The 26,637-nt window shown below is 66.7% G+C and carries 27 protein-coding genes and 1 pseudogene; 11 read left to right on the top strand and 17 right to left on the bottom strand.

Annotation, left to right across the window (positions count from 1 at the left end; translation table 11 throughout):
- Positions 1-5 precede the first annotated feature (5 nt).
- From ACZ5PO_RS27700 to ACZ5PO_RS27685, 4 genes are all read right to left on the bottom strand, one after another.
- Positions 6-800 carry an enoyl-CoA hydratase-related protein gene (locus ACZ5PO_RS27700; RefSeq protein WP_464185349.1) on the bottom strand — a complete coding sequence of 265 codons (795 nt, stop codon included), beginning with the start codon at positions 798-800 and terminating at the stop codon, positions 6-8.
- A 90-nt stretch (positions 801-890) separates the two neighbouring features.
- Entirely contained in the window at positions 891-2,435 is a 1,545-nt protein-coding gene (locus ACZ5PO_RS27695; RefSeq protein WP_464185346.1) for an acyl-CoA synthetase, read from the bottom strand.
- Between the two features lie 178 nt (positions 2,436-2,613).
- Positions 2,614-3,819 carry an ABC transporter substrate-binding protein gene (locus ACZ5PO_RS27690; RefSeq protein WP_464185344.1) on the bottom strand — a complete coding sequence of 402 codons (1,206 nt, stop codon included), beginning with the start codon at positions 3,817-3,819 and terminating at the stop codon, positions 2,614-2,616.
- Between the two features lie 87 nt (positions 3,820-3,906).
- A complete protein-coding gene (locus ACZ5PO_RS27685; RefSeq protein ID WP_464185342.1) occupies positions 3,907-5,112 on the bottom strand; it encodes an ABC transporter substrate-binding protein in 1,206 nt (401 codons plus the stop codon).
- Positions 5,113-5,349: 237 nt separating this feature from the next.
- On the opposite strand from ACZ5PO_RS27685, the gene ACZ5PO_RS27680 reads away from it, so the two are divergent.
- Positions 5,350-6,087, top strand: a complete 738-nt coding sequence (locus tag ACZ5PO_RS27680; protein WP_464185340.1) for an SDR family NAD(P)-dependent oxidoreductase — start codon at positions 5,350-5,352, stop codon at positions 6,085-6,087.
- 164 nt (positions 6,088-6,251) lie between these two features.
- Here ACZ5PO_RS27680 and ACZ5PO_RS27675 read toward each other — a convergent pair whose 3' ends face one another.
- Entirely contained in the window at positions 6,252-6,977 is a 726-nt protein-coding gene (locus ACZ5PO_RS27675; protein WP_464185338.1) for a TetR/AcrR family transcriptional regulator, read from the bottom strand.
- Between the two features lie 410 nt (positions 6,978-7,387).
- Between ACZ5PO_RS27675 and mgtE the strand changes: the two genes are divergently transcribed.
- From mgtE to ACZ5PO_RS27630, 9 genes are all read left to right on the top strand, one after another.
- On the top strand, positions 7,388-8,797 hold the full coding sequence (gene mgtE, locus ACZ5PO_RS27670) for a magnesium transporter (RefSeq protein WP_464185336.1): 1,410 nt from the start codon (positions 7,388-7,390) through the stop codon (positions 8,795-8,797).
- A gap of 35 nt (positions 8,798-8,832) precedes the next feature.
- Positions 8,833-9,609: a glycoside hydrolase family 25 protein gene (locus ACZ5PO_RS27665; protein WP_464185335.1), complete on the top strand. Its 777-nt coding sequence runs from the start codon at positions 8,833-8,835 to the stop codon at positions 9,607-9,609.
- A 109-nt stretch (positions 9,610-9,718) separates the two neighbouring features.
- Positions 9,719-10,888 carry an isovaleryl-CoA dehydrogenase gene (locus ACZ5PO_RS27660; protein ID WP_464185333.1) on the top strand — a complete coding sequence of 390 codons (1,170 nt, stop codon included), beginning with the start codon at positions 9,719-9,721 and terminating at the stop codon, positions 10,886-10,888.
- A gap of 86 nt (positions 10,889-10,974) precedes the next feature.
- The gene (locus ACZ5PO_RS27655) at positions 10,975-11,328 is read left to right on the top strand and encodes a hypothetical protein (protein WP_464185332.1); all 354 of its coding nucleotides are present in this window, start codon (positions 10,975-10,977) and stop codon (positions 11,326-11,328) included.
- A gap of 65 nt (positions 11,329-11,393) precedes the next feature.
- On the top strand, positions 11,394-11,915 hold the full coding sequence (locus ACZ5PO_RS27650) for a lysozyme inhibitor LprI family protein (RefSeq protein ID WP_464185331.1): 522 nt from the start codon (positions 11,394-11,396) through the stop codon (positions 11,913-11,915).
- 107 nt (positions 11,916-12,022) lie between these two features.
- Positions 12,023-12,853, top strand: coding sequence for an ornithine lipid ester-linked acyl 2-hydroxylase OlsC (olsC, locus tag ACZ5PO_RS27645; protein WP_464185330.1), 831 nt, complete (start codon positions 12,023-12,025; stop codon positions 12,851-12,853).
- An 18-nt stretch (positions 12,854-12,871) separates the two neighbouring features.
- Positions 12,872-13,723, top strand: coding sequence for an aldo/keto reductase (locus ACZ5PO_RS27640; RefSeq protein WP_464185328.1), 852 nt, complete (start codon positions 12,872-12,874; stop codon positions 13,721-13,723).
- A gap of 42 nt (positions 13,724-13,765) precedes the next feature.
- Positions 13,766-14,614 (top strand): YdcF family protein, encoded by an 849-nt coding sequence (locus tag ACZ5PO_RS27635; RefSeq protein WP_464185327.1) that lies wholly within the window; start codon positions 13,766-13,768, stop codon positions 14,612-14,614.
- 41 nt (positions 14,615-14,655) lie between these two features.
- Positions 14,656-15,249, top strand: coding sequence for a GrpB family protein (locus ACZ5PO_RS27630; protein ID WP_464185326.1), 594 nt, complete (start codon positions 14,656-14,658; stop codon positions 15,247-15,249).
- A 66-nt stretch (positions 15,250-15,315) separates the two neighbouring features.
- Here ACZ5PO_RS27630 and ACZ5PO_RS27625 read toward each other — a convergent pair whose 3' ends face one another.
- Positions 15,316-15,687 carry a DUF3253 domain-containing protein gene (locus tag ACZ5PO_RS27625; protein WP_464185325.1) on the bottom strand — a complete coding sequence of 124 codons (372 nt, stop codon included), beginning with the start codon at positions 15,685-15,687 and terminating at the stop codon, positions 15,316-15,318.
- Entirely contained in the window at positions 15,684-16,406 is a 723-nt protein-coding gene (locus ACZ5PO_RS27620) for a DUF599 domain-containing protein (protein ID WP_464185324.1), read from the bottom strand. The genes ACZ5PO_RS27625 and ACZ5PO_RS27620 overlap by 4 nt, the downstream gene beginning before the upstream one ends.
- A gap of 164 nt (positions 16,407-16,570) precedes the next feature.
- Between ACZ5PO_RS27620 and ACZ5PO_RS27615 the strand changes: the two genes are divergently transcribed.
- Positions 16,571-16,981 (top strand): rhodanese-like domain-containing protein, encoded by a 411-nt coding sequence (locus ACZ5PO_RS27615; protein WP_464185323.1) that lies wholly within the window; start codon positions 16,571-16,573, stop codon positions 16,979-16,981.
- 5 nt (positions 16,982-16,986) lie between these two features.
- On the opposite strand, the gene ACZ5PO_RS27610 is transcribed toward ACZ5PO_RS27615, so the two are convergent.
- From ACZ5PO_RS27610 to ACZ5PO_RS27565, 10 genes and pseudogenes are all read right to left on the bottom strand, one after another.
- On the bottom strand, positions 16,987-17,382 hold the full coding sequence (locus ACZ5PO_RS27610) for a type II toxin-antitoxin system death-on-curing family toxin (RefSeq protein ID WP_464185322.1): 396 nt from the start codon (positions 17,380-17,382) through the stop codon (positions 16,987-16,989).
- Position 17,383: 1 nt separating this feature from the next.
- The gene (locus ACZ5PO_RS27605) at positions 17,384-17,686 is read right to left on the bottom strand and encodes a hypothetical protein (RefSeq protein ID WP_464185321.1); all 303 of its coding nucleotides are present in this window, start codon (positions 17,684-17,686) and stop codon (positions 17,384-17,386) included.
- A 58-nt stretch (positions 17,687-17,744) separates the two neighbouring features.
- Complete coding sequence (locus ACZ5PO_RS27600; protein ID WP_464185320.1) at positions 17,745-18,488, bottom strand: acetoacetate decarboxylase; 744 nt, start codon at positions 18,486-18,488, stop codon at positions 17,745-17,747.
- 134 nt (positions 18,489-18,622) lie between these two features.
- A complete protein-coding gene (locus ACZ5PO_RS27595; RefSeq protein ID WP_464185318.1) occupies positions 18,623-19,774 on the bottom strand; it encodes a patatin-like phospholipase family protein in 1,152 nt (383 codons plus the stop codon).
- A 285-nt stretch (positions 19,775-20,059) separates the two neighbouring features.
- Positions 20,060-20,449: pseudogene (locus ACZ5PO_RS27590) on the bottom strand (gamma-glutamylcyclotransferase family protein); the annotation flags it as partial.
- A gap of 40 nt (positions 20,450-20,489) precedes the next feature.
- On the bottom strand, positions 20,490-22,499 hold the full coding sequence (locus tag ACZ5PO_RS27585) for an acetyl-CoA carboxylase biotin carboxylase subunit (RefSeq protein ID WP_464185317.1): 2,010 nt from the start codon (positions 22,497-22,499) through the stop codon (positions 20,490-20,492).
- A 121-nt stretch (positions 22,500-22,620) separates the two neighbouring features.
- Entirely contained in the window at positions 22,621-23,604 is a 984-nt protein-coding gene (locus ACZ5PO_RS27580) for a malate dehydrogenase (RefSeq protein ID WP_464185314.1), read from the bottom strand.
- Between the two features lie 81 nt (positions 23,605-23,685).
- Positions 23,686-25,221 (bottom strand): acyl-CoA carboxylase subunit beta, encoded by a 1,536-nt coding sequence (locus ACZ5PO_RS27575; RefSeq protein WP_464185312.1) that lies wholly within the window; start codon positions 25,219-25,221, stop codon positions 23,686-23,688.
- 228 nt (positions 25,222-25,449) lie between these two features.
- Positions 25,450-26,211 (bottom strand): ATP12 family chaperone protein, encoded by a 762-nt coding sequence (locus ACZ5PO_RS27570; protein ID WP_464185310.1) that lies wholly within the window; start codon positions 26,209-26,211, stop codon positions 25,450-25,452.
- Positions 26,212-26,285: 74 nt separating this feature from the next.
- Positions 26,286-26,633, bottom strand: coding sequence for a type II toxin-antitoxin system RelE/ParE family toxin (locus tag ACZ5PO_RS27565; protein WP_464185308.1), 348 nt, complete (start codon positions 26,631-26,633; stop codon positions 26,286-26,288).
- Between the last annotated feature and the right edge of the window lie 4 nt (positions 26,634-26,637).

The raw sequence follows: 26,637 nt of genomic DNA, 5'->3' as shown, positions 1-26,637 counted from the left end.
CGCGCTCACCGGCCTTTCCAGACCGGCGCCCGCTTCTCCACGAAGGCCAGCGGCCCTTCCCGGAAATCCTCGGTCTTGGAATTGCGCTCGGCCGCTTCCTCGCTCAGGCGGCGCAATTCCGCGTCGGAGAGGTCGAAGGCGCGCCGCGCCACCGTCAGGCTTTCGCGCACCGCCACGGGCGCGTTGGTGCAGATGGCGTTGGCCAGGGCGATGGCCTCCGGCTTCAGCTTTTCGTGCGGCACGACGCGATTGACCAGGCCGTAGGCTGCGGCGCGCTCGGCATCGAGGCGGCCGGCCGTGGCGATCAGCTCGAGCGCGATCGCCTTCGGCAGCGCCCGCGGCAGCCGATAGATGCCGCCGGCGGAGGCCACCAGCCCGCGCGAGACCTCCGGCAGGCCGAAGTGGGCACGCTCGGAGGCGACGATCATGTCGCAGGCGAGCGAGATCTCCAGCCCGCCGGCAAGCGCAAAGCCGTTCACGGCCGCGATCCACACCTTGGTCCGCGGCATGTGCACGAAGCCGCCGAAGCCGCCGGCCTCGGTGGCGATGCCGGCGCGCTGGCCGGAGGACACCGCCTTGAGATCGGCGCCGGCGCAGAAGGCCTGCTCGCCGGCACCGGTGAGGATCACCACCCAGACGTCGGGATCCGCCTCGGTCTCACGCACGGCCTTTTCCAGGCCCTGGGCCACGGCCGCGTTGACCGCGTTGCGCGCCTCGGGCCGGTTGATGGTCACGAGCGCGATGTGATCGGCAGCGCGCTCGACGAGGACGGCGCTTGGCGCGGAGGCTTCAGCTGTCACGATGGTCTCCTTGTTGTTGCTCTTTGAATCTGGAGCGCTTTCTTGCGATCGGGCAATGCCCCGGCCGCAAGGCAGCTCTCCACTTTCGGGTCAGATGCGCCGGTCGAGGCCTTCCCAATACGGCTCACGCAGCTTGCGCTTGAAGATCTTGCCCGAATCCTCCCGCGGCAGCTCGGCAAGGAACTCCACCTTCTTGGGCACCTTGTAGCCGGCAACATGCTCACGCAAATAGCCCCGCACGGCCGCCTCGGTGAGGTCCGCGCCGGGCTGCGGCTGGACCACGGCGAGCAACGCCTCGCCGTACTCCTCGTCGGGGATGCCGAACACCGCACAGTCGGCGACGCCGGGCATCTTGTGCAGCTCGGCCTCGATCTCGGCCGGATAGATGTTCACGCCGCCCGAGATGACCATGTCCTTGGCCCGGTCGCACAGATAGAGGAAGCCGTCGGCGTCGAGGTAGCCGACGTCGCCGGGAGCGAACAGGCCGTCTCGATCCGACGCCTGCCGCTTGGTGTCGTCGCCGTGGTAGGTGAAATCCGCAATGATGTGGGCCTTCGCCGCCACTTCGCCGACCTCGCCTTGCGGCAGCTCCTTGCCGTCGGGGCTCAGCACCTTTACCGTCGAGAAGTCCAGCGCCTTGCCGACCGTGCCGGGATGGGCGAGCCATTCCTCGGAGTTGCACAGCGTCACGATGCCGGTTTCGGTCGAGCCGTAGTATTCGTTGATGATCGGCCCCCACCACGCGATCATCTGCCGCTTGATCGGTGGCGACACCGGCGCGGCCGCGTGGATGACGAACTTGAGCGACGACAGGTCGTACCTGGCCCTGACCTCGTCGGGCAGCTTCACCAGCCGATTGAACATGATCGGCACCATGTGCAGGTGCGTCACCTTGCGCGTCTCGATCAGTTTGAGCAGGTCTTCGCTGTCATAGCGCGGCTGCAGGATGACGTTGCCGCCGAGCCGCGCCGCGATGGTGCCGTAGGCGTTCGGCGCCGAATGATACATCGGGCCCGTCACCACGGTGACGATGCGGTTCGGGTCGGCCAAGTCGTCGGCGAAGCCGAAGCCCTGGGCGAGCACCTTGATGAAGCCTTGCGCCTGTTCCGGCGTCGGCGGGTCGCGCCGCACGCCCTTCGGATGGCCCGTCGTACCCGACGTGTAGATCATCGTGCTCGGCGGCTCGGTCGGCGTCGGCGGCAGGGGATCGTGCGACGCCACCCACCGGCTCCAGTCCGTCTCGCCGGCGGGAACGCGGCAGCGCTCGGGCGCGATGCCGTAGGCTGCGGCGATCTCGGGCGGTGTCTCGACGACGAGCACGGCCACACCTTCGGGGATCGCCGCGCGAACAGGCCCCAGCAGGTCGGCGTGGATGACGACCGCCTTGGCCTCGCAGTTCTCCAGCAGGTAGCGCGCCTCCGCTTCCGTGTAGTGCCAGTTCACCGGAACCGGGTAGGCGCCGAGCAGTCCCGCAGCGAAGCTCGCCTCGAAGAAGGCGAGGTCGTTGCGAAGATAGATGGCGACTGTGCCGCCGGGCCCGATGCCGAGCTGCTTGAACCCGGCGGCTGCGCGCGCCGCGCGCGCCTGCAGCTGCTCCGTGGAGAGCCGACGTTCACCGCTGATGATTTCGCCCATTCTTTCCTCCCTCGACGGCACCGTGTAGACGCCCGGTGGCGCGCCGTGCGTCCCGCCCTAGAGCGCTTCGCGATTGGGTGGAACACCCAATCGCAAGAGAAGCGCTCCAGATTCAAAAGGTTATGAGCATTTTCCTGTCATTGGATGATTTCATCCAACGACAAAATGCTCTAGCCGCCTATTCCGTCACCGGTTCGCCGAAGAGCTCCCAGCTTTCGCCCGCGAACCTTTGCAGGCGCAGGGTGCGGAAGGCGCTGAAGTTGTCCGGCGTGGTTCTGACGCCGATCCCCGGCAGCAGCATCGGCAGCGTTGCCTCGTCGATGCTCCCGACCTGCTTCATGAGGTTCTCGCGCGTCAGGTCATTGCCGCAGCGCTGCAAGAGCTTCACCATGAGGTGGGCGGACATGTAGCCCAGCACGGCGCTCGACTCGATCGTGCGACCCTCGAGGCCATTGCGCTTCATGAAGGCGACGTACTCCTGCATGACCGGATCGTCCTTCCAGAGCGGATCGAGCGGCACCTTGGAATAGGCGACGGTGACGATGCCCTGCGCCTTCTCGAAGCCGGCGGGCTTGATGACGCCGCCGACCGAATTGGCGACGGAGACCAGCATGTGCAGGGGCTTCCAATCGATCTCGTGGACCTTGCGGATCGCCTGCGCGGCAAACTTGGGCGTCGACATGTTGAACAGAACGTCGGCACCGGATGCCTTGAGCTTCAGGATCTGCGAATCCACCGTCGGATCGCTGACCTCATAGGTGGCCTCCGAGACGATCATGGCCTTGGCCTTGTCGCCGAGGCCCTCCTTGAAACCCCTGACGTAGTCGCGGCCAGAATCGTCGTTCTGGGAGAGGATGGCGATCTTGCCGTTGGGCCTGGTGTTCAAGACGTGGCGGGCATGGATGGCGCCTTCCGCATCATAAAGCGGATAGAACGCCATGGTCCAAGGATAGGCCGCCGGGTCGTTCCACTTGACGGCGCCGGTCGACAGCATGATGTGCGGGACCTTCTTGCCGTTGACATATTTATGAACGGCACTGCTCGGCGCGGTGCCGAGCGAGCCGTAGATGGCGAAAACCTCCTCCTGCTCCACCAGCCGGCGGGTCTGCTCCAGGGACTTGGGCGGACTATAGGCATCGTCGAGGCTGATGAAGTCGATCCTGCGCCCGTTGACGCCGCCCTTGTCGTTCACCTCCTTGAAGAAGGCGGCTTCGACCATCCCGGTCACGCCATAGGTCGAGGCCGGACCGCTGTACGGCATGGTCTGCCCCAGCTTGATCTCGGCATCGGAGACGCCCGGGCCGTACTGCTTCGTCGCAGCGGTCGCCGGGCCAGCCGCCAGGGCAAGGGCACCGACGGCGGCCAACACTGTGCGAATTGTCATCTGCCCTCCTTCCCGACCGCGCATGTCGGCCCCTAGTGAATGGTCGCCGGTTGAGCGCGGGCCGCCGGGCGGCCCGCCTCACCCTCGTCAGTCGGTGATCGGGTCGCCGAACAGGACGTAACCCTTGCCCTCGAAACGCTGCAGGCGGAGCGTGTGAAAGGCGCTGAAGTCGTCCGCCGAGGTCTTGACCCCGATGCCGGGCAGCAGCATCGGCAGGGTCGCCTCATCGATGCTCGCCACCTTCTTCATCAGGTTCTCGCGCGTGAGGTCGTCGCCGCAGGCTTGCAGCAGCTTGTGCATCATGATGGCCGAGATGTAGCCGGTGACCGCGCCGGCGTCGGTCAGCTTGCTCTCCAGGCCGATCTCTTTCATGAAGGCGACGAAATCCTTCATGGCCTGATCGTCCTTCCACAGCGGATCGCCGACGGTCTTGGCCGAAACGGCGGTGATCACGCCCTGCGATGCCTCCAGGCCCGCCGGCTCCAGCACACCGCCGATCGAGCTGGCGACGCTGACGAGCAGGGTCGTCGGCTTCCAGCCGAGCTCGTGCACCTTCTTGATGGCCTGCGCGCCGAACTTGGGCGTCGACATGTTGAACATGGTGTCGGCGCCAGAGGCCTTGAGCTTGATGATCTGTGAATCGACGGTCGGATCGGTGACCTCATAGGTCGCCTCGGCGACGACCATGGTCTTCGCCTTGTCGCCGAGCCCCTCCTTGAAGCCCCTGACGTAGTCGCGCCCGGAATCGTCGTTCTGGGACAGGATGGCGATCTTGGCATTCGGCTTGTTCTGGAGGATATACTTGCCGTAAATGCGCCCCTCCATCGTGTATGATGGATAAAGCGCCATAGTCCAAGGATAGTTCTTCGGATCGTTCCACTTGTCGGCACCGGTGGAGATCAGGATCTGCGGCACCTTCTTGCTGTTGAGGTACTTGTAGGTGGCCGAATTCGTCGGCGTGCCGATGGTGCCGTAGATGGCCAGCACGCCTTCATCCTCGACCAGCTTGCGCGTCTGCTCTACCGTCTTGGGCGGGCTGTAGCCGTCGTCGAGGGAAATCAGGTTGACCTTGCGCCCGTTGATGCCGCCCTTCTCGTTCAGCCGCTTGAAATAGGCCAGCTCGACCGTGCCGAGCACGCCATACGCCGACGCCGGACCGCTGTAAGGCATGGTCTGGCCGAGCTTGATCTCCGTGTCGGTGACGCCGGGACCATACTTCTTCTCGGCAGCGAAGGCCGCGCCTGCGGCGCATACGAGGGCGCAGACGCCCAGCGTGAAGGGACGAATCATCATTCTCTGGAGCCCTCGTCGTTTCCTCGGTGAGCGCGCCGGACGCGGATCCGTCACGCGCTCTTATTGTTTGGCGCGGGCATGCTTAACCGAAACAAGCGTTAGGTCAAATCCGTCCCGCCGGTCACAGATGGACCCCACGGGCGGCTCGGCGCGGCAACGAAAAGTGTGGTTCACTTTTGCGCGGCATCATCTAGAGCGTCGTCGGGAGCCGCCTGGCCCGGACAAGGGAGAGAAGCCATGACCGAACTCGACTACTCCGGAAAGAACGTCCTCGTCGTCGGCGGCTCGAGCGGCATCGGCAACGGCATCGCCCAAGCCTTCCGGGCCAAGGGCGCTTCGGTCTTCGTCTGGGGCACGCGGGCGAGCGCCGCCGACTACGCCGCCGAGGACGGCTCGGATCTGACCGGGCTGACCTACGCCCAGGTCGATGTCTCCGACTTCGGTGGCATAGAGGCGCATCAGCCGCCGTTCTCGACGCTCGACGTGCTGGTGCTGTCCCAGGGGCAGGTGATCTACAAGCGCGGGGAGTTCACCACCGAGGGCTTCCGCAAGGTCGTCGACGTCAACCTGAACAGCCTGATGGTGTGCAGCGCCAAGTTCCACGACATGCTGGCGGCGGCGAAGGGCTCGCTCATCATCGTGAGCTCGACGGCCGCATTCCATTCGACCAAGGGCAATCCTGCCTACAACGCCTCCAAGACGGGCGCCCTCGGCCTGACCCGCACCCTGGGGGAAGCGTGGGCGGGCGACGGCATTCGCGTCAACGGCATTGCGCCGGGTCTCGTCGACACCAAGATGACGCGGATAACGACGGCCAACCCGCAGCGGCTCGCAGGGGCCCTCACGGGCATTCCGCTCGGTCGGCTCGGCACGCCGCAGGACATGGCCGGCGTCGCCCTGTTCCTGGCCTCGCCCCTCGCCGCCTACGTCGTCGGTCAGACCATCCCGGTGGACGGAGGGCTCATCCTTGCCTGATCGGCGCGATGATTTGAACGCCGTCTACAAGACTTAAGGAAGTTAAAAATCCAAACGTCGCGGTTTTGCATCGCGACTTCAGTCCGATTTAACGATTTGAAGTCCTTTAATCCTGCCGATGGCGGCAAGGACTTCCAAGTTCGCAGCGCGCCGCCTCGGTGCGCTCACAGGCTGTCTGCGTTGAACAGCAGGGGATTGATCGGCGCCTGGTCGGATAGGCCGCCGGAGCCGCCCTGCTCGCGCTGCGCCGCCTCGGCCAAGGTCGCGGCGGACGGCGGACTGCTCAACAGGGCGATGGCGGTGTCGAGCAGGTTGTCGATCGCCGTCCGTGAGCCCCACCATTTGTTGCCGCGCTTGCGCTGATCGAGGTTGGCCTCCCGCTCGGCAATCACGGCGCCCAGGTAGAGGCTGAGGAATGTCAGCCGCTGCTTGAGCAACGGCTCGGGGATGTCGGGCAGCAGCCGCTTGAGGTGCGCGTGACAGCGGCGGAAGCCGACCATCCAGCGGTTCTCCAGCGCTTCCACGAACAGCTTGCGGTGGCTCATCTGCAGCACGGTGATGAAGCGGACGTAGCTATGGTCGTCCTCGTCGCCGTCCACGGCGATCGTGCTCATCACGAGAACCTGCAGGACGTCGCGCAATTCGACCGGCTTACCGCTCTGTTCGAGCTCGCTGAGCGCTTGAATGCGCCGCTCGTCCACCAGCTTGGCGCCATCGGCGACCAGTTCGCGAACCAGCGCCTCTTTCGAGCCAAAGTAATAGTGAACCGATCCGTTGTTGCGCGCGCCCGCGGCCGATACGATATCGCGCACCGAGACACCATCAATCCCACGCTGCGCAAATAGTCGCCGCGAGACACGCTTGATGCGGTCGGCCGTGTCATCCAGCATCCGTACTGTTCCTTTGCGTCACTCAGTCCTGCGCAACGGCCGATCGAGAAGGACCGTATTACTAAAGCAGGAGAAAAAAGAAAATCACCTTCCTTGGAGGTACAAACTCTTAGGTCTAACGGCTTAGGGTTGGCCGCGGTGCTGGTGTAACCCGTAAGCATAAAGGATATGACATCATTCTTGCAAAGGGGAAACTTCGACGCTATCGGCGCCATTTGCGCCCCTGCCCGCGGCAGCAACCACAAAATCCTGCCGTTTTCACCGCTTTTCTGACGCTACAGATAGTATAGCGTGCGTCGCACCTGCACACAAATTTTGGTTGCATTCGCGTGCAGCGGCGTGCACGCGCGGAATTGTCATGGCTGCCGGCGGTCCCTAAAAGGTCGCGACCTCGCGCACCGGGACTGGCCATGACGGACGCTGACACCGCCTCTTCCGCTCGTCCACCCGCTCCGCCCGTCCGTCTCCAATCGGAGACCCTGAACCCCGCCTTCGTCGAGGCCGTCGGCACCGCCATCGCGCGCCGCGACGGCGATGGGTTGGCGGGGCTGATCCATGACCTGCATGAGGCCGACGTCGGCGCCCTCATCGAAGCGCTCGAGCCCGACGTCCGCCCCCGATTCATTCTCCTGCTCGGACCGCGCTTCGACTTCACTGCCTTGACGGAGGTGGATGACGCGATCCGCGAAACGGTTCTGGCGGCCCTGCCGCAGGATACGATCGTGGAAGGTGTGGCCGAGCTGCCCATAGATGATGCCGTCTACATTCTCGAAGATCTGGACGCCGATGAAAAGGAGGAAATTCTCGATCGCTTGCCGGCGCCCGAACGCGTCGCCCTGCAGCGGTCGCTGGATTACCCGGAGGAATCCGCCGGCCGACGCATGCAGACGGACTTCGTCGCCGTCCCTCCCTTCTGGGGTGTCGATCAGACGCAGCGCTATCTGCGCGAAACAGCCGATCTGCCCGACGCGTTCTCGGAGCTCTTCGTCGTGGATCCGAGCTATCGCCTCGTCGGTTCGGTGCCGCTCGACCGGCTCCTGCGCGCCTCCCGAAACACCCGGATCGGCGAGCTCGCCAGTGAGGATCGCCACCGGGTTCGCGCCACGGACGACCAGGAGGACGTCGCCCGGCTCCTGCAACGCTACAACATGCTTTCCGTTCCCGTTGTCGACGACGGCGATCGGCTGGTCGGCGTGATGACCGTCGACGACGTCGTTGACGTGATCCAGGACGAGGCGGACGAGGACTTGAAGGCCCTCGGCGGCGTCCGCGGCGAGGAGGAGCTCTCCGACTCGGTCTGGTACATTACGCGGAGCCGCTTTAGCTGGCTTTTTGTCAATCTCGTGACAGCCTTCGTCGCCGCCAGCGTTCTAGACGTGTTTAAGGGCCAACTGCAACAGATGGTCGCGCTCGCGGTGCTTGCGCCGATCGTCGCAAGCCAGGGCGGCAACGCCGCCACTCAGACCATGACAGTCGCCGTACGCGCACTCGCCACCCGAGAGCTGACCCGCTCCAACGCGCTGCGGGTCGTCTGGCGCGAAGTGCGCGTGGGCATGCTGAACGGCTTCGGCTTCGCCGTCCTCACCGGTGCGATTGCAAGCCTTTGGTTCGACAGTATCGGCCTCGGCCTGGTGATCGGCTTCGCCATGGTGATCAACTTGCTGGCCGGCGCCTTGGGCGGCATCCTGATCCCGCTGGTGCTCGACCGCTACCGGGCCGATCCGGCGGTCTCATCCGGCGTCTTCGTGACCACGGTCACCGATGTTGTGGGCTTCTTCGCTTTCCTCGGCATTGCGACCTTGTGGTTCGGCCTTTCGTAATCAAACATCAATCATTCCAGCCGAAACGTCGAGGCATGACCCGCCGCCGCGCTCCCGCTCGCTTCCGCGCCATCGCGACCTCGCTGATCTGCCTCGCGCTTGCGGCCTGCGCCGCCGAGCGGCCGATGGTCTACGGCAAGATGAGCGACGCCAAACCGCATCCGGGCGTCGGCGCCGCCATGAAGCTGCCGATCCACGGTATCGACGTGTCCAAATGGCAGGGCCCCATCGACTGGGACGCCGCCCGCGACGCCGGCACCCAGTTCGTCTTTATCAAGGTCACCGAAGGCGGTGACGTGTTCGACGACCGCTTCCTGGTCAACTGGGCCGGCGCCAAGGCCGCCGGCATCCCCCGCGGCGGCTATCACTTCGTCTATTGGTGCCGCCCCGCCCTGGAACAGGTCGCCTGGTTCGAGAAGCATCTGCCGGCCGATCCGGACGCGCTGCCGCCGGTGCTCGACGTGGAGTGGAACGGCCACTCCAAGACCTGCCCCAGGAGGGTGCCGCGGGAGGAGGCCCTGGAGATGATGCGCGTCATGCTCACCGCGCTCGCCCAGCACTCCGGCAAGCGGCCGATCATCTACACCGACATCAATTTCTTCAAGGACGTGCTCCAGGAGGGCGGCTTCGAGGAGTATCCGCTGTGGATCCGCAGCACCGCCGCCGAGCCGCAGCAGCGCTACGACCGCCACTGGTATTTCTGGCAGTACACGACCACCGGTCGCGTCCCCGGCATCAAGGGCAATGTCGACCGCAACGTCTTCTTCGGCACCGCCGACATGTGGACGAAATTCATGAACGGCGATCTCTGAGCGTCATCGACCGCCTTGCCTGCCGCCCGGTTTTCATGCCCCATCCGCGCGACCGGGACGCCGATCGACGAGCGGCGTCCCAGCCCCACGATCCGGAGAGGAGACCGCCATGCTCGCCAACGCACCGCCCTTCAATTTCGACCTTGGCGAGACCGCCGATCAGATCCGTGACACCGTCGCGGCCTTCGCCCAGGCCGAAATCGCGCCGCGCGCCGACGCGATCGACAAGACCAACACGTTTCCGCGCGACTTGTGGCCGAAGCTCGGTGAGCTCGGGCTCCTTGGCGTCACGGTGGAGGAGGATTACGGCGGCGCGGGATTGGGCTATCTGGAACATTGCCTGGCGATGGAGGAGATCTCCCGCGCCTCGGCCTCGGTCGGCCTGAGCTACGGCGCCCACTCCAACCTGTGCGTCAACCAGATCCGCCGCAACGGCACCGATACCCAGAAGCGCAAGTACCTGCCCAAGCTGATCTCCGGCGAGCATGTCGGAGCGCTCGCCATGTCGGAGTCCGGAGCCGGATCGGACGTGGTGTCGCTGAAGCTCAGGGCCGAACGCAAGGGCGACCGTTTCGTGCTGAACGGAACGAAGTTCTGGATCACCAACGGGCCGGTTGCCGAAACGCTGGTCGTCTACGGACGGACAGACCCCGACGCCGGACCGCGCGGCATCACCGCCTTTCTGATCGAGCGGGGCATGAAGGGCTTTTCCACTGCCCAGAAGCTCGACAAGCTCGGCATGCGCGGCTCCGACACGGGCGAGCTCGTGTTCGAGGACTGCGAGGTGCCCGAGGAGAATGTGCTCGGCGCCGTCGGCCGCGGCGTCGAGGTGCTGATGTCGGGGCTCGACTACGAGCGCGCCGTGCTGGCGGCGGGGCCGCTCGGCATCATGCAGGCCTGCCTCGATGTGGTGCTGCCTTACGTGCACGAGCGCAAGCAGTTCGGCCAGCCGATCGGCTCCTTCCAGCTCGTCCAGGGCAAGGTCGCCGACATGTACGTGGCGATGAACGCCTGCCGCGCCTACGTCTACGCCGTGGCCAAGGCCTGCGACCGGGGCGAGACCACCCGGGAGGATGCGGCCGGCGCCATCCTGTACGCGGCCGAAAAGGCGACCCAGTGCGCTTTGGACGCCATCCAGCTGCTCGGCGGCAACGGCTACATCAACGACTATCCGACCGGGCGCCTGCTGCGCGACGCCAAGCTCTACGAGATCGGCGCCGGCACGAGCGAGATCCGCCGCATGCTCATCGGTCGCGAACTGTTCGCCAAGACCGCTTGAGACCGCCCGAGGCCGCCGCGCCGACGGGAACCTGCGGTTTCGCCCGTCGGTTGTTCGTCCGTCATGATCGTTCCAGGAGCCTTCGCATGAAGTTTGGCATTCTCGTCGCCGCGGCCTTCGCGGCCCTTGTCGTGCTGCCCATCGCCGGTCAGGCGCAGGGCATCGTGCGCGGTGCCGAAGAGGGCGCCAGGGCCGGCAATCGCGTCGGCGGGCCCGTCGGCGGAGCCGTGGGCGGCGCCGTCGGCGGCGTGGCCGGCGGTGTCGCAGGTGGCGTCAAGGGCGTGCTCGGCGTCCCCCAGCGGACCCACGTCCACCACAGGGGTCAAGTCCACCACAGAGGCCACGTGCGCCACCGGGGCCACAACGGCCACAGGACCTACCATGGCCGTCGGTCCCATCACCACGGCAAGGTGTATCACCATCGGCGCGTCGACCGCTGAGACTCACCCCACGCGGGCGTGGGGATCGCCGCGCGCTCGCTCACCTGCGGCGTAGCGAGATTCCCATGAGCCTGCTTCTGTTTCGCATGGGCCCAGCCTGCGCGCTTCTGCTCGCCGCTCTGCCGGCATCAGCCGGGAGCGCGGCCACGCCCGCCGACAGGGCGGTCATCGACGCCTGCGTCAGGGCTGCGGCGCCTGGCCACGCCCCGGCCTGCATCGGCCGGGTGGCGGAGCCCTGCATGGAGGCTCCGGGCGGCCAGAGCACCGCCGGCATCAACGGCTGCCTCAGCCGCGAGATCTCCGTCTGGGACGAGCGCCTCAACACCCACTACACGGCCTTGCTCAACAGCGAACTCGCCCGCGAGGCGGCCAGCCGGATGACGCCGGACGGCGCAGTGCGTACGACGACGGGCGCCGACCTGATCCGCGCCGCCCAGCGCGCCTGGATCGCCTTTCGCGACGCCAAGTGCTCCGCCGCGCAACTGCCCATGGAAGGTGGCAGCGGCATGGGCCAGCTCGGCGGCGACTGCCTGCTGCAGGAGACGGCGCGGCAGGATCTCTGGCTCGCGACGTTTGCCCGGCCGTGAGCGTTCCCGTGCCTGCCGCGTAGGCGAGAGGACGCCCATTGCTTGCCACAAAGGCACGGCGTAGCTAGGCGCACCCCGAGTCAAGCCAGGGAGCATGTAGGTCGAAAGTGGCCCGACAAACGACAACACCCCCGCCTGCGCAGCCCGAGCCCGTGCAGAATTTCGGCACCACGGGCATCGCCGCCATGCAGCGTCCGAGCATCGTTGCGCGCGCCCTGATGGCCGTCGTGGCCCGCGTCGAGCGGCTCAACCTGAGTTTCTCGAAAGTCGGCAATCCGCCTGTCTACGACAAGGTGACCTTTCCGTGGGTAGCCGAGATCGAAGCGGAGTGGCAGCTGATTCGGGCCGAGCTCGACAAGGTCATGGTTCGCCAGAGCGAGCTGCCGACGTTCCAGGACATCTCGACCGACGTGAAGTCCATCAGCCACGACAAGGGCTGGAAGACGTTCTTTCTGGCCGGCTACGGCCTCACCTCCGATCGCAACATTGCCCAGTGCCCCCAGACGTGGCGGATCCTCCAGAAGATCCCCGGCCTCAAGACGGCGATGTTCTCGATCTTCGAGCCGGGCAAGCATCTGGCGCCCCACCGCGGTCCCTATAACGGCGTGCTCCGCCTGCATCTCGGCCTGATCGTGCCGGAGCCGCGCGACAAGCTCGCCATCCGCGTGTCGGACCAGGTGTGCCACTGGGAAGAGGGCAAGGCGCTCGTCTTCGACGACGCCTACGAGCACGAGGCTTGGAACCACACGGACAAGACGCGGGTCGTGCTGTTCGTCGACTTCGTCAAGCCGTTGCGCTTCCCGGCCAATTTGATCAACTGGCTGCTGCTGAACATAGCGGTCTTCACCCCGTTCATCCGCGAGGGCGCCGACAACCACAAGGAGTGGGAAAAGCGCTTCTACGCGGAAGCGGAAGCCTTGCGCAATCGCCCCAGCTGACCCCCGGGAGCCCCCGCCATGACCGACACCGCTCTCGTCCACAACCAGCCCTACGTGCACGCCAACGGCGCTGCGATACCGTGCCTCGGCCTCGGCACCTGGCAGTCGTCGGGCGACGAGGGCGCGCGTGCGGTGGAGGCAGCGCTGCGGCGCGGCTACCGCCACGTCGACACGGCCGCCGCCTATCACAACGAGGAGCAGGTGGGCGAGGCGCTGCGCGCGTCCGGCGTGCCGCGGGGGGAGATCTTCCTCACCACCAAGGTCTGGTACGACCGGATCGGCAAGGACGACGTGCGGCGTGCCGCCGAGGCGAGCCTCAAGCGGCTCGACCTCGAATACGTCGACCTCTTGCTTATCCACTGGCCCAACGCCGATTACGCGCTCGCCGACACGATGGCCGGGCTGTCCGCGGTCCGCCGCGAAGGCCTCGCGCGGAACATCGGCGTGTCCAACTTCACCGTGGCGCTGCTGGACGAGGCCGTACGGCACGCCAGCGAGCCGCTGGCGACCAATCAGTGCGAGTACCACCCGTATCTGGACCAGACGGCGGTGATCAACGCCTGCCGTGCCTACGGGATGTCGTTCACCTCCTATGCCCCCATCGGCCGCGGCCTGCTGCTCAAGGACCCGACCATCGTCAGGATCGCCGCGCAGCATGGACGCACGCCTGCGCAGATCGTGCTGCGCTGGCACATTCAGCAGCCTGGTGTGGTGGCGGTGCCGAAATCGGTGACGCCCGCTCGCATCGCCGAGAACTTCGCCGTGTTCGACTTCGAGCTCAGCCCCGAGGAGATGGACGCGATCTTCGCCCTGCGGCGATCGGACGGCCGTACCATCAGCCCGTCGTGGGCGCCGACGTGGGACACCTGACGGGCGGCCACCGCAGCTGACGGCGCAGCGACAGGCCAACCGATGTTCTTCCCCGCCTCCAAGGTCTTCTGGTTTTTCGCCACCCCCTCGAACCTGCTCATCATCCTGGCTGTCCTGGGTCTGGTGGCGGGCTGGCTCGGCCGCCGCCGGCTGGGCGGTGGCATCATCACGGTGGCCGTGCTCGCCCTTGCGGTTCTCGGCGGCAGCCCGCTGTCGCGCCTGCTGATGCGGGGGCTGGAGGATCGCTTTCCGGTCCGCGCCGCAGAGGATCTCGGCCGCATCGACGGCATTGTCGTTCTCGGCGGCTCGGTGCATCTCGCCCGCGGCCAGCCCAAGCTCAACGATGCCGGAGCGCGGATGACGACGGCGGCGGCGCTGGCGCGGCGCTTCCCCGATGCGCGCGTCGTCTTCAGCGGCGGCAGCGGCCAGTTGCTCCGCTTCGACGACGACGAGATCGAAGCCGATGCCTCGCGGCTGCTGATGGCTTCGCTGGGCCTCGACGGCCCGCGCGTCGTCTACGAAGATCGATCGCGCAACACGCGCGAGAATGCACTCTTCAGCCAGGAACTGGTGAGGCCCAAGCCTGGCGAGCGCTGGCTGCTCGTCACCTCGGCCTTCCACATGCCGCGCTCGATCGGTATCTTCAGACGGGTCGGCTTCGACGTGATCCCCTACCCCGTCGACTTCTACACAAAGCACCGGCCATCCGACTGGTCGCCGTTTGCGACCTTCTCCAGCGGTCTGCGACTTGCCGACCTCGCCGCCAAGGAATGGATCGGGCTCCTCAGCTATCGGCTGGCGGGGTACACCGACGCTCTCTTTCCGGCCCCGGAGGCGGCGCCCGCAGCGAATGCCGACAGTCACAAGCCAGACCGCGGCGCACCGACATAGCAGCTGAGCGGGCATCGGGTACCAGAAGCGAAGAAGGCCCGATGGCACACGTATCGTCTCCGAACAGCCCGTTCGACTGCATCGATATCGTCGCCTACGATATGAACTGGCCGGCCGAGTACCGCGGGATCGCGTCCTCCCTTCGGGCCGCCTTCCCCATATCCGCCGTACTTCACCATATCGGATCGACGGCCGTACCCGGCATGGCCGCGAAGAACATCATCGATATACAGGCGACGGTCGCCTCGCTCGACGACGTCGACACGGATCAACTCTCCCGATTGGGCTATGCGGAGCGCGCCGGACTCGCGGACCACCCGCCGGCCGGGCGCGGCGTGCCCGCCAGGGAGCTCGAGAAACGATTCTTCCGAGCAACGATGCGGCCGACAAACCTGCACGTTCGGATCGCCGGTCATTTCAACCAGCGCTACCCGCTGCTGTGTCGAGATTATCTGCGCGCTCACCCGGTGACCGCAGCATCCTACCAGCGCATCAAGGAGCGGCTGGCCTGCTGGTTTCCGGATGATGCCGATCGCTACTATGACGTGAAGGATCCGCTCTTCGACGTGATCATGGATGGAGCGGAGGCCTGGGCGAAGCTGGTGGGGTGGGCCTTGCCCGAGGCGGATTCGTAAACGGCGCCGGCCGCGACATGGGCAACGGCGGCGGCTGAGCGGGGTCTCAGCATTGTCCGGTCGCCGTTACGGCGGCGCCCGGCCGATGCGATAGATGCCACGGATGTCGCCGGGATCGATAGGCTTGCCCTTGCGGTAGATGACGATCCGACCGTCCCGGGCCAATGCCGCGAGAACGCGTCGCAACGGCTGCATCAGCGGCCCCCACCCCTCCGGGTGAACGCCACCGACGGCGCGTGCGATCTCGGTCGGGTCCAGCGTCTTGCCTGGACCGCGGCGGTCGATCAACGCAAACACCGCCGCCTCGAGCTCCGCGGCCATGGAGCCGGTCGGCCCTGGCGGCCGGGAGCCGCGCGCATCGGGGGCCGGCGCATCGCCGGACGCGGTCTCGTCGCGAGCCATGGGCGGGTGATGCGCGCTCACGGCCCAATTCGTCAAGGCCTCTTCTCCGCGGCTGCGTCGTCGCCGTCGTCCGCCGGCATGGCGATCTCGAGGGCAGCACGTCCCTCGGATGAAAACTGCCGCCGCCACATGGCCCACAGCACCAGCGCCGTGGCGACGATCAGCACGTAGGCGCTCACGAACCAGCCGAGATAGGCGAGCGAGAAGAAGAATGCCCGTTGCCCCCGGTTGAAGTGGCGGCCCGCCGCCACGTTCATGGCGGCGCAGCGCCGCACATGCAGCAGGCCCTCGCGCCTCTCCTGCGGGGGCGGCATCGCGCCGATCAGAATGGCAGCGTAGTTGAACAGGCGGTACGACCAGGCGAACTTGAAGAAGGCATAGCCGAAGATGATGACCAGGCCGACGACCTTGATTTCCCATCCAAGACGGCTGGTCACCACGGCAAACGGCAGATCGGCGATGAGCCGCAGCACGTCGTCGGTCGAGCGCAGCAGCGCCAGCGAGCCGCCCATGGCGAGGAGCGAGGTCGAGGCGAAGAAGGCCGTTCCGTTCTGCAGCGCCGCCATGATGCTGGCATCGACCATGCGCTGCTCGCGCTCCCACATCCGCTCCATCCAGACGTGACGAAAGCGGTTCATCTGCATGTTGAGGCTGCGGTGGGCGCCGGACCATCGCTCCACCGCGAGCATGTAGCCGGCCCACGCCGCGACGAAGAAGGCGATGCCGATGTAATCGACGACCGAGAACGGGTTCATGAGCCAGCTCCTGCCGTCGGCTCCGCATGGTCGGCACGGCAGTAGCGCGCTTTACGATCGGGTGGAATCACCGACCGCAGAGCGCCGTGGGCGCGCCCGCCACATTGTCATTGCTGCGCGATTGATCAAATCTGCAGTCGAAACGGATGAACAGGGAGAACGCCATGGCGCAAACCATCGTTGTGAGCTCGCAGCAGCTCGTGGAGGAAGCCGAGCGGTCCATCGAGACCCTCACCGTCGCGCAGGCGATGGTGTTGCATGGCCGTGGCGACGTCACCTTCGTCGACATCCGGGATCCGCGCGAGCGGGAGCGCGAGGGCAAGATCCCGGGCGCCTTCCCGTGCACCCGCGGCATGCTGGAGTTCTGGATCGATCCGGCCAGCCGCTACTACAAGCCCGTGTTCGGCGAGGACAAGACCTTCGTCTTCTTCTGTGCCGGCGGCCTGCGCTCGGCGCTCGCGGCAGCGACCGCCAAGCAGATGGGGCTCAAGCCGGTCGCCCACATCGCCGGTGGCTTCGGCGCCTGGCGGGACGCGGGCGGGCCGGTCGAGGCACCTGAGGCGAAGGCCAGCTGAGGGACTCAGGCTCGAGCCGGGCCGGCCGAGCGGAACAGGGCGACCACGTCATCGGCTGTCGAGGCGCCGGTGACGAGGCCTTCGATGAGGATCGCGCTGGCCTCGGTATCGGGGAAGCCGACATCAACGCCGTTGGCTTCCATAAACACCAGAGCGGCAAGCGCCGCTGTTCGCTTGTTGCCCTGCTCAAAGCAATGGTTCCGGGCGATGCCCTCGAGCAGGCGGACTGCCAAGACGACGATATCCTCCACGCTTTCGTAGACGTGTAGGTTGCGCGGCCGTTCGGCTGCGCTTTCGAGCAAGGCCCGGCTGAGAACCAGATGCGGCTCGCCGGTTCGTGCCACAACACGCTGATTAAGGCTTTCTAGCTGGTCCGCCGTCAGCCAGAGCGGCTCGGACATCTCAACGCGCGAGATAGGAGATGATGGTAGGGTAGCGGTCCAGCAGGCGATCGGCACGGGCATCGTGCCGATGTCGGTCGTCGCCGGATATCTCCGCTTCCAGCTTCGCCAGATCCCGCATCAGCGCCTCGGCTTGAGCGTTGTAGGCGCTCAGCGCCTTACGGACGTTTGCCGCCTCGTCAAGCACTGGGCGCGCGGCTTGCGCCTCTGCTTGATCGACAGCAGCGTTCGCAGTCCGGACGCTGCGGGCGATCTGTTCGATCGCCGCATTAACGCTCTCGGTGATGTTTGCGGGCAGGCCCATCGTCGGTCTCCTGCCCGCAATATAGACGTTGCGATCGCCGGACCCAAGCGGGCGCGCGTCAGCGCTCGGCGAGGTAGTCGTGCACGATCTTGCCGAGCCCGAGCGTCAGGTCGCTCTGGATGTGCACGGCGGAGATCACCTCCAGCACCGGCAGCTCGGCGACCGGGGCCAGCGCGTGCGGCGTCAGCGCCAGAGCGCCGGGGCCCGTCCAGGCGCCCTTCACCGTCACCTCCTCCAGCTCGTATTCGACGATCTCGCAGATGCGCGGCGACGCGTCCGGGTTGGGGATGATCTTGAGCAGCCAGTTGGGCATGGCGAAGGAGGCTTCGACCGCCTTGATGTCGAACGGATAGTGCTTGTAGCCCATGGTCGCGGTGGCGACGCGCGTGGAACCATAGTCGAGCGTGCCGAGCAGGTGGTCGCTGTCCACCTTCAGGCAGGGCGTCGCCAGCTTCTTGGGGAAGCCCCACAGCTCGCGCCCGCCGGCGATCGGCGCCTCGTCGTTGAGAAACATGCAGTGGGTGTAATTGCCCTTGCGGCCGTTGAAGGTCACCGGGATCACCTGCCCGGTCTCGGTGTAATCACCGAACCCGGTGGAATCGGGCATGCGGATGAATTCGTACTTGACGATCGGATCGGTCACCTCGAGCGGCGCCGGCACTACGGCGCGGAGCTTATCGGGATCGGTCCGATAGGTGATGATGAGGAACTCACGATTGTGGAACCGGTACGGACCCGGCGGAAAGGCCGGATTCGTCAGCGGCATGGCGTAGGCCTTCTTGCGCACGTCCTGTTCGTTCATCGTCGGCTCCATGGTCTCGGACAAGGTCAGGGGCGGGACTCAGCGGCGGCGCGGATGCCCGCGCGCGCCGGTACAACAGGGGGCTGGAGCATGATCCCAAAAAGTGGACGCCGGTTTTTGGAAGAGATCATGCTCTAAACGAAGTCGAAGGTGGCGATGCCGTCGAGCGACGTCGGCCGCTCGTAGATCTCCGGCTGGCGAAGCGCCCGGACGGCGTCGTCGTAGCCGGAGCGCCAATGGTCTTCCATGCTCAGCCTCGAGAATTCATAATCCTTGGTGTTGCCCTCGTATTGCTTGGACCGGTAGATGATCTCGACGAGGTTGTAGACCTTGTGGCCGGCGTACTGGCGCAGCAAGTCCAGCTCCGGCCCGTGCTCGAAGTCCTTCGGCAACTTGTCGAGCACCGCCGCCAGCGCGCCGCGCAGCAGCTGCCTTTGCTTGAACCCGTCGGTGCCGGCGCGTGTCCTGCTGGAGAAGCGGATCTCCTTCTCGCGCACGTCCACCTCGATCAGGTCCTTGGGCATGTCCCCCCGCGCGCTCCACAGGTCGACCTGGAAGGCGAGCGTGTCCATGTAGGAGCCGCTCTCCTCCACCACCCACCGCAGCGGCGTGTTGGAGATCAGGCCGCCGTCCCAGTAGAACTGGCCGTCGATCTCGACCGCCGGGAACCCCGGCGGCAAGGCCCCGCTCGCCATGATATGCTCGGCGCGAATGACGTCGGTGGTGGTGTCGAAATAGGCGAAATTGCCGGTCCGCACATTCACTGCACCGACGCTGAGCCGCATCTCGCCGGCGTTGAGGCGGTCGAAGTCCACCAACTGCTCCAGTGTGCTCTTGAGCTCGCTGGTGTCGTAGTAGCTCGTCGCCCCGGTCGAGCCCGCCGGCGAGAACCACGGCGTCGGCATCCGCGGCCTGAAGAACCCTGGAGCCCCCGCGGCGAGCGCGATCGACGCGCTGGACTGGTTGAGCCAGGTCCGCATCGCCTGGCCGGACGCATATCTGTCGGTGAAATGGCTCAGCGCGTCCCAGGCCGGATGCGCCGTGATCCCCTCCCAGAACGTCCTGAGCTTGGCGAGGCGGTCCTGGGGGGCGTTGCCGGCGATGATGGCCGAGTTGATGGCGCCGATGGAGATGCCCGCCACCCAGTCCGGCTCGAGGCCAGCCTCGTGCAGGCCTTGATACACGCCACCCTGGTAGGCGCCGAGCGCCCCGCCGCCCTGCAACAGGAGCGCAATGCAGTCGAATGGAGGGCGCTGATCGAGGTGGTGGGATCTCAGCTTCTGCATCGGGGCGCTCCTGCGGGAGGTTACGAGGACGCGAAATGGCTCGAGAGCCGCGGAGACCGCCATGTTTCGGCTTGTTTCGACATTCGTCAAACGCAGGCCGCGCAAAGCGTTAGCGCGCGCACACTAAACATGGATGACGAAAGGATAAGCCTTGGGGGGCTGAGCGCCCGTAAGCCGGCCCGATGCGCTCATCCGATCGGCGCATGCGTCGGATCGTCGACGCCGGAGCGCTTTCTCTCCACCCGGGCGAACCCGCCCCGCCGCGAGGCGGCCCAGGCCGGCGCTGTAGCCGGCGGGCAAGCCGCTCAGCTGCGCTGCGGCGATCACCTGTTCCAGATAGCCCGGGCGCGGCCGTCCCGGCGTCGGCGCCGGCATGCGATAGATGAGGGCGCTGTGGCGGCCGGTTGCCGTCCACACGGCGCAGCGGCCCTTGCGATAGAGCCCGGCGGCGACATTCTCGTAGCGGTCGAGGGCGGGGACGTCGGCGTGGGCGAGCTGCCAGAGCACACCCCACACCTCGGCCCGGCGGTCGGGAACCACCGAGGCCCAGCCCTGGGCGCCGATGACGAAGCGGTGGCCGCGCAGGCGCGCCGGCCCGACCGGGCGGGACGCCGGGCAGCGGGAGGCCATGCCGGCGCGATCCATGTTGGAGCCGTAGGCGAAGTAGAGCGGCATCGTCCGGCCCCCCGGCCGTGCGGGCCGCGTCCCCGCGGCTTTAGGCGAACTCGAGGATGACCGCGTCGACGGCCAGGCTGTCACCCTCCTTGGCGTGGATCTTCGAAACGGTGCCGTCACGCTCGGCGCGCAGCACGTTCTCCATCTTCATCGCCTCAACGATGGCCAGCGGCTCGCCCGCCTTGACCTCCTGGCCGGTGACCACGGCGATGGACTTGACCAGGCCCGGCATCGGACAGAGCAGCAGCTTGCCGGTGTCGGCCGCCTGCTTCGCCGGCATCAGCCCGGCAAGCTCCGCCTCGCGCTGCGTGTAGACACGGGCGGTGGCAAAGGTACCGGCGTGCGCAATCAGGATGCCGTTGAGGATCGACCGCACCTGCATGGTGAACAGTTCGCCGCCGATCGTTCCGGTCCACACCGGATTGCCGGGCTTCCAGTCGGACTGCACCTCGACGGCCTTATCGCGGCCCTTCGGCGTCACCCGCACGGTCTCGCCGGGGCCGCCGTCGACGCTCAGGTGATGCGGCTTGTCGTCGAGCATGGCGACGCGATCGCGCTCGAAGCGGACCGGCGTCGCCGTCGCCAGCTGGCCGCTGATCGCCCGCTTGCGGCCGTTCAGCAGATGATCGATGGCCGTCGCCACCGCCGCCATGCGCTCCGCCACGACACCCTCGGGCGGCGGGTTGGAGAAGCCGTCGGGAAACTCCTCGGCAATGAAGCCGGTCGACAGCTTGCCCTCGCGCCAGCGCGGATGCTGCATCAGCGTGGCCAGGAAGGGGATGTTGTGGCGGATGCCGTCGATGGCGAAGGCGTCGAGCGCCTTCGCCTGCGCGTCGATCGCGGCGAGCCGCGTCGGTGCGTGGGTCACCAGCTTGGCGATCATCGGGTCGTAGTAGATCGAGATCTCGCCGCCCTCGTAGACGCCCGTGTCGTTGCGGACGGTGACGTCGCCGAGGGTGCCTTCGGCCGGGGGCCGGTAGGTGATCAGGCGGCCGGTCGACGGCAGGAAGTTGCGGGTCGGATCCTCGGCATAGACGCGGGACTCGACCGCCCAGCCGTCCAGCTTCACGTCGGCCTGCGTGAAGCGCAGCTTTTCGCCGGCGGCCACGCGAATCATTTCCTCGACCAGGTCGACGCCGGTGATCAGCTCGGTGACGGGGTGCTCCACCTGCAGGCGGGTGTTCATCTCCAGGAAGAAGAACGACCGGTCCTGACCTGCGACGAATTCCACCGTGCCGGCCGAATCGTAGCCGACCGCCTTGGCCAGCGCGACCGACTGCTCGCCCATGGCGCGCCGGGTCGCCTCGTCGAGCAGGGGCGACGGCGCCTCCTCGATCACCTTCTGATTGCGGCGCTGGATCGAGCACTCGCGCTCGTTCAGGTAGACGACATTGCCGTGCTTGTCGCCGATCAGCTGGATCTCGACGTGGCGCGGGTTGACGATGAACTTCTCGACGAAGACGCGGTCGTCGCCGAACGACGACTTCGCCTCGGACTTGGCGCGGTCGAAGCCCTCCTTCACCTCATCGAGCGAATGGGCGATGCGCATGCCCTTGCCGCCGCCGCCGGCGGAGGCCTTGATCATCACGGGAAAGCCGATCTCGCTGGCGATCTTGCCCGCGTGCTCCGCGTCCTCGATGACGCCGAGGTAGCCCGGCACCGTCGAGACCTTGGCGGCGTTGGCGAACTTCTTCGACTCGATCTTGTCACCCATGGCCTCGATGGCCTTGGGGTTGGGACCGATGAAGACGATCCCCGCCGCCGCGAGCGCCTCGGGGAAGGCAGCCCGCTCGGACAGGAAGCCGTAGCCGGGATGGACCGCCTCGGCGCCGGTGGCGCGGCACGCGTCGACGATCTTGTCGATCAGCAGGTAGGACTGGGCCGCCTGCGGCGGGCCGATATGCACGGCCTCGTCCGCCATCTCCACATGCAGCGCCTCGGCGTCCGCGTCGGAGAAGACGGCGACCGTCTTGATGCCCATCTTGCGCGCGGTCTTGATGACCCGGCAGGCAATTTCGCCGCGGTTGGCGATGAGGATCTTGCTGAACATGCCCCGCCCGCTTCCATTCGTGTCTTGACAATCATTGGGGCTCCAAGAGGGAGCCCCCGTCCCGCGTTTAGCGCGTTTCGAATTTTGTGCCAGCGCGGCGATGCGCCTGTCGCGCCGCCGCTCAGGCCAGCAGATGCGCGATCGCCTCGCGCTCGCCGTTCAGCTCGTCGAGGGTCACCTTGATCTTCTCCTGGGAGAAGGCATCGAACGAGAGCCCTTCGACGCGCGTGTAGGAGCCGCCGGCGCAGATCACCGGCACGCCGAAGATCACGCCCTCCGGCACCCCGTAGCTGCCATCCGACGGAATGCCCATCGACACCCACTTGCCGTTGCTGCCCAGCACCCAGTCGCGCACGTGGTCGATGGCAGCATTGGCGGCCGAGGCGGCCGAGGACTGGCCGCGCGCCTCGATGATCGCCGCGCCGCGCTTGGCCACGTCAGGGATGAACGTATCCTTGATCCAGGCCTCGTCGTTGATCAGGTCGGGGAGCTTCTTGCCGCCGACGATCGCCGCCCGATAGTCGGGGTACATGGTCGGCGAGTGGTTGCCCCACACGGCCAGCTTGTCGATGTCGGCGACCGGCACCTTGGCCTTGGCCGCCAGCATCGACAGCGCCCGGTTGTGGTCGAGCCGCAGCATGGCGCTGAAGGCGCTCGCCGGCAGGTCGGGCGCCGACTTCATGGCGATATAGGCGTTGGTGTTCGCCGGATTGCCGACCACCAGCACCTTGACGCTGCGCTTGGCGCTCTCGTTCAAGGCCTTGCCCTGGACGGTGAAGATCTCGGCGTTGGCGGTCAGCAGGTCGGCGCGCTCCATGCCCTTGCTGCGCGGCCGGGCGCCGACGAGGATGGCGATGTCCACATCCTTGAAGGCTTCCTTGGGCTGATCGGTGATGGTCACGCCGGCCAGCAGCGGAAAGGCGCAGTCGTCGAGCTCCATGACCACGCCCTTCACCGCCGGGATCGCCTGCGGCAGGTCGAGCAGGCTGAGATGCACCGGCTGGTCCTTGCCGAGCAGGTCGCCGTTGGCGATGCGGAACAGCAGGGCGTAGCCGATCTGGCCGGCTGCGCCCGTGACGGCGACGCGCATAGGGGTCTTGCTCATGGTGGCTCCTTCGACGAGGCGCGGGCCGGGCCGGCGCCCAAGAGAGACTGGATCGGCTTGCAGCGGTACGCCGGCGAACCCTCAGAGAGGGATGTTATCGTGCTTTTTCCAAGGCTGCTCAGCCTTCTTGGCCCGGAGCATGGCGAGCGCGCGCGCCACGCGCCGGCGGGTGGAATGGGGCATGATCACCTCGTCGATATAGCCGCGCTCGGCCGCGACGAACGGTGACAGGAAGCGCTCCTCGTACTCTTTGGTCCGCGCATTGATCTTGTCGGGATCGCCGATGTCGCCGCGGAAGATGATCTCGACCGCGCCCTTGGCGCCCATGACGGCGATCTGCGCGGTGGGCCACGCATAGTTCACGTCGCCGCCGATGTGCTTGGACGCCATGACGTCGTAGGCGCCACCGAAGGCCTTGCGGGTGATGATCGTGATGAGCGGCACCGTCGCCTGGCTGTAGGCGAAGAGCAGCTTGGCACCGTGCTTGATCAGGCCGCCGTACTCCTGCGCCGTGCCCGGCAGGAAGCCCGGCACGTCGACGAAGGTGACGATCGGGATCTCGAAGGAATCGCAGAAGCGCACGAAGCGCGAGGCCTTGCGCGAGGCGTCGCTGTCCAGCACGCCGGCCAGCACCATCGGCTGGTTGGCGACGATGCCCACCGTGGCGCCGTCGATGCGGCCGAAGCCGGTGATGATGTTGCGGCCGTAGGCTTCCTGCAGCTCGAAGAAGTCGCCCTCGTCGACGACCTTTCCGATCAGCTCCTTCATGTCGTAGGGCTTGTTGGGGCTGTCGGGGATGAGGGTGTCGAGCGATTTGTCGATCCGGTCGGGATCGTCGAAGCTCGGCCAGCGCGGCACGCCCTCGGTGTTGTTGGCGGGCAGGAAGTCGAGCAGCCGCCGCACCTGCAGCAGCGCCTCCACATCGTTGTCCCAGGCGCCGTCGGCGATCGACGACTTGCTCGTGTGCACCTTGGCGCCGCCGAGGTCCTCTGCCGTCACGGTCTCGTTGGTGACGGTCTTCACCACGTCCGGGCCGGTGACGAACATGTACGACGTGTCGCGGACCATGAAGATGAAGTCGGTCATGGCCGGCGAGTAGACGTCGCCGCCGGCGCACGGCCCCATGATCACCGAGATCTGGGGAATGACGCCGGAGGAGATGACGTTGCGCTTGAACACCTCGCCGTAGCCGCCGAGGGCCGCGACGCCCTCCTGGATGCGCGCGCCACCGGCATCGAAGAGGCCGATGATCGGGGCGCGCATCTTCAGCGCCATGTCCTGGATCTTGGTCATCTTCAGCGCGTGCGTCTCGGAGAGCGAGCCGCCGAACACGGTGAAGTCCTTGGCGAAGACGAAGACCGTGCGGCCATTGACCGTGCCCCATCCCACCACGACGCCATCGCCCGGGATCTTGGCCTGGTTCGCCATGCCGAAGTCGACGCAGCGGTGCTGCACGAACATGTCGAACTCCTCGAAGGAGCCCTTGTCGAGCAGGAGGTCGATTCGCTCGCGCGCGGTGAGCTTGCCGCGGCCGTGCTGCGCCTCGATGCGCTTCTCACCGCCCCCGAGCCGCGCTGCGGCCCGACGCTCCTCGAGCGCTTCGAGAATGTGCTTCATCGCTTCCCCCGCGATCGAACTGGTCCAACGAGTCGCTCGCTCCTATCACGGCATCGTGCGCGGACGGAATAGGCTTTCCTGACGGGACGGCACGCCGGTGCACAACGCGCATTACTTGGGCGCGATGCGCCACTTGATCTGCACCGTCGCGTCGAAGCGTAGCGTCGCAGGCGGAAAAATCGTGAGCCGACAATCCAGCTGCAAAAAGCCAGGCTCAAGCTTGATCGATCACGCCAGCGCGAGCAGCGCCGCCGCTGCCGCGAAGTCGGCGAAGCGCCGGCCGCGCCGCAGGGTCGCCTCCTCGTCGGCGCCCCAGCGCGCGATCTGGTGGTCCTCGTCCACATGCGCCGCAGCCCACGCGGCCTCCGGCGTCAGCCGCCCCTGCGCTACGGCGAGCGCCAGCACGACGGAGCCGGACAGGGTGGTCAGCACGTGCAGGGCGGCAAGGCCGAACGGCACGGAGACCGCCCGGACGGCGGCTTCGACCGCCTCGATCGTCCGCGGCGGCTGGGCCACATGCATCACCCCCTCCGCCAGCACGAAGCTCGCGCCGTAGCGCTCGTGCATCCACGTCAGCAGCGGATCCCAGCACTCGGTCTGCCGGTCGGCCAGGGATTGAGGCTCCGCGGCGCGATAGCAGAGGAGGTCGCTGCCGCCGTACTTGGCGATCTCGGCGACGATCGGTCGCGGGTCGACCTGGACCGTATCCAGCGCCGCGGTGGCCAGGCGCGTCATCGGCATGGTCGAGGGATCGATGAGGTCCCGCTGCGCGCGCCATTCCTTCGCCACCGCCTCCGCCGCCGCCGGCGTCGGCAGCGCCAGCGGCCGGCGCGCCGTCGTCCTGGCGCCGCGTCCGTCGAGGTGGATGGCGAACTGGCCATCCGCATCTTGGGCCACCGTGACCTCCTCATAGAAGCGCCGCGGCAGTGTCGGGCGCATCGCCTGCTGGCTGATGCGGATGGGATCGGGGTCCTGGTCGGTTGGCGCCATGGCTTGCACTCACACAGTCGCGGTCGAAGAAGGTGACGACGCCCCGAACGGGGTGGCGGGCCCGGCGGATTTATTCAGCGCCGATCATCGCCCGAAACATGGCGCGGGATGTCCATCGCCTCGTGCAGGATGCGCAAGACCTCAATGGCATCGCCGCCCCGCACACGGTAGAGCAGGATGTGTCGCCCACGACGGCCTCCGCGCGCGACATGCAGGACGCGCGCGCCAGGTGCGACGTCATCGCGCGGCCGGGAATCGTGAGCGGAGGGGCCGTCCATCAGCGCCGTGATCGCGGCTATGAGCACGTCGCGGTATCGCCGGGCCTGCGTCTCGCCGAATTCTGCCGCCGTCCAGGCCAAGATCGACTGAAAGTCCCGCTCCGCGGCCGCAGCAAGCCGAACCACCCAGATACCAGACGGCATCGAG

This window comes from Chelatococcus sp. KU-N122, from assembly GCF_055391085.1.
Note: the sequence above shows the minus strand (reverse complement) of the source record. Positions and strands in the feature narration are given on the sequence as shown.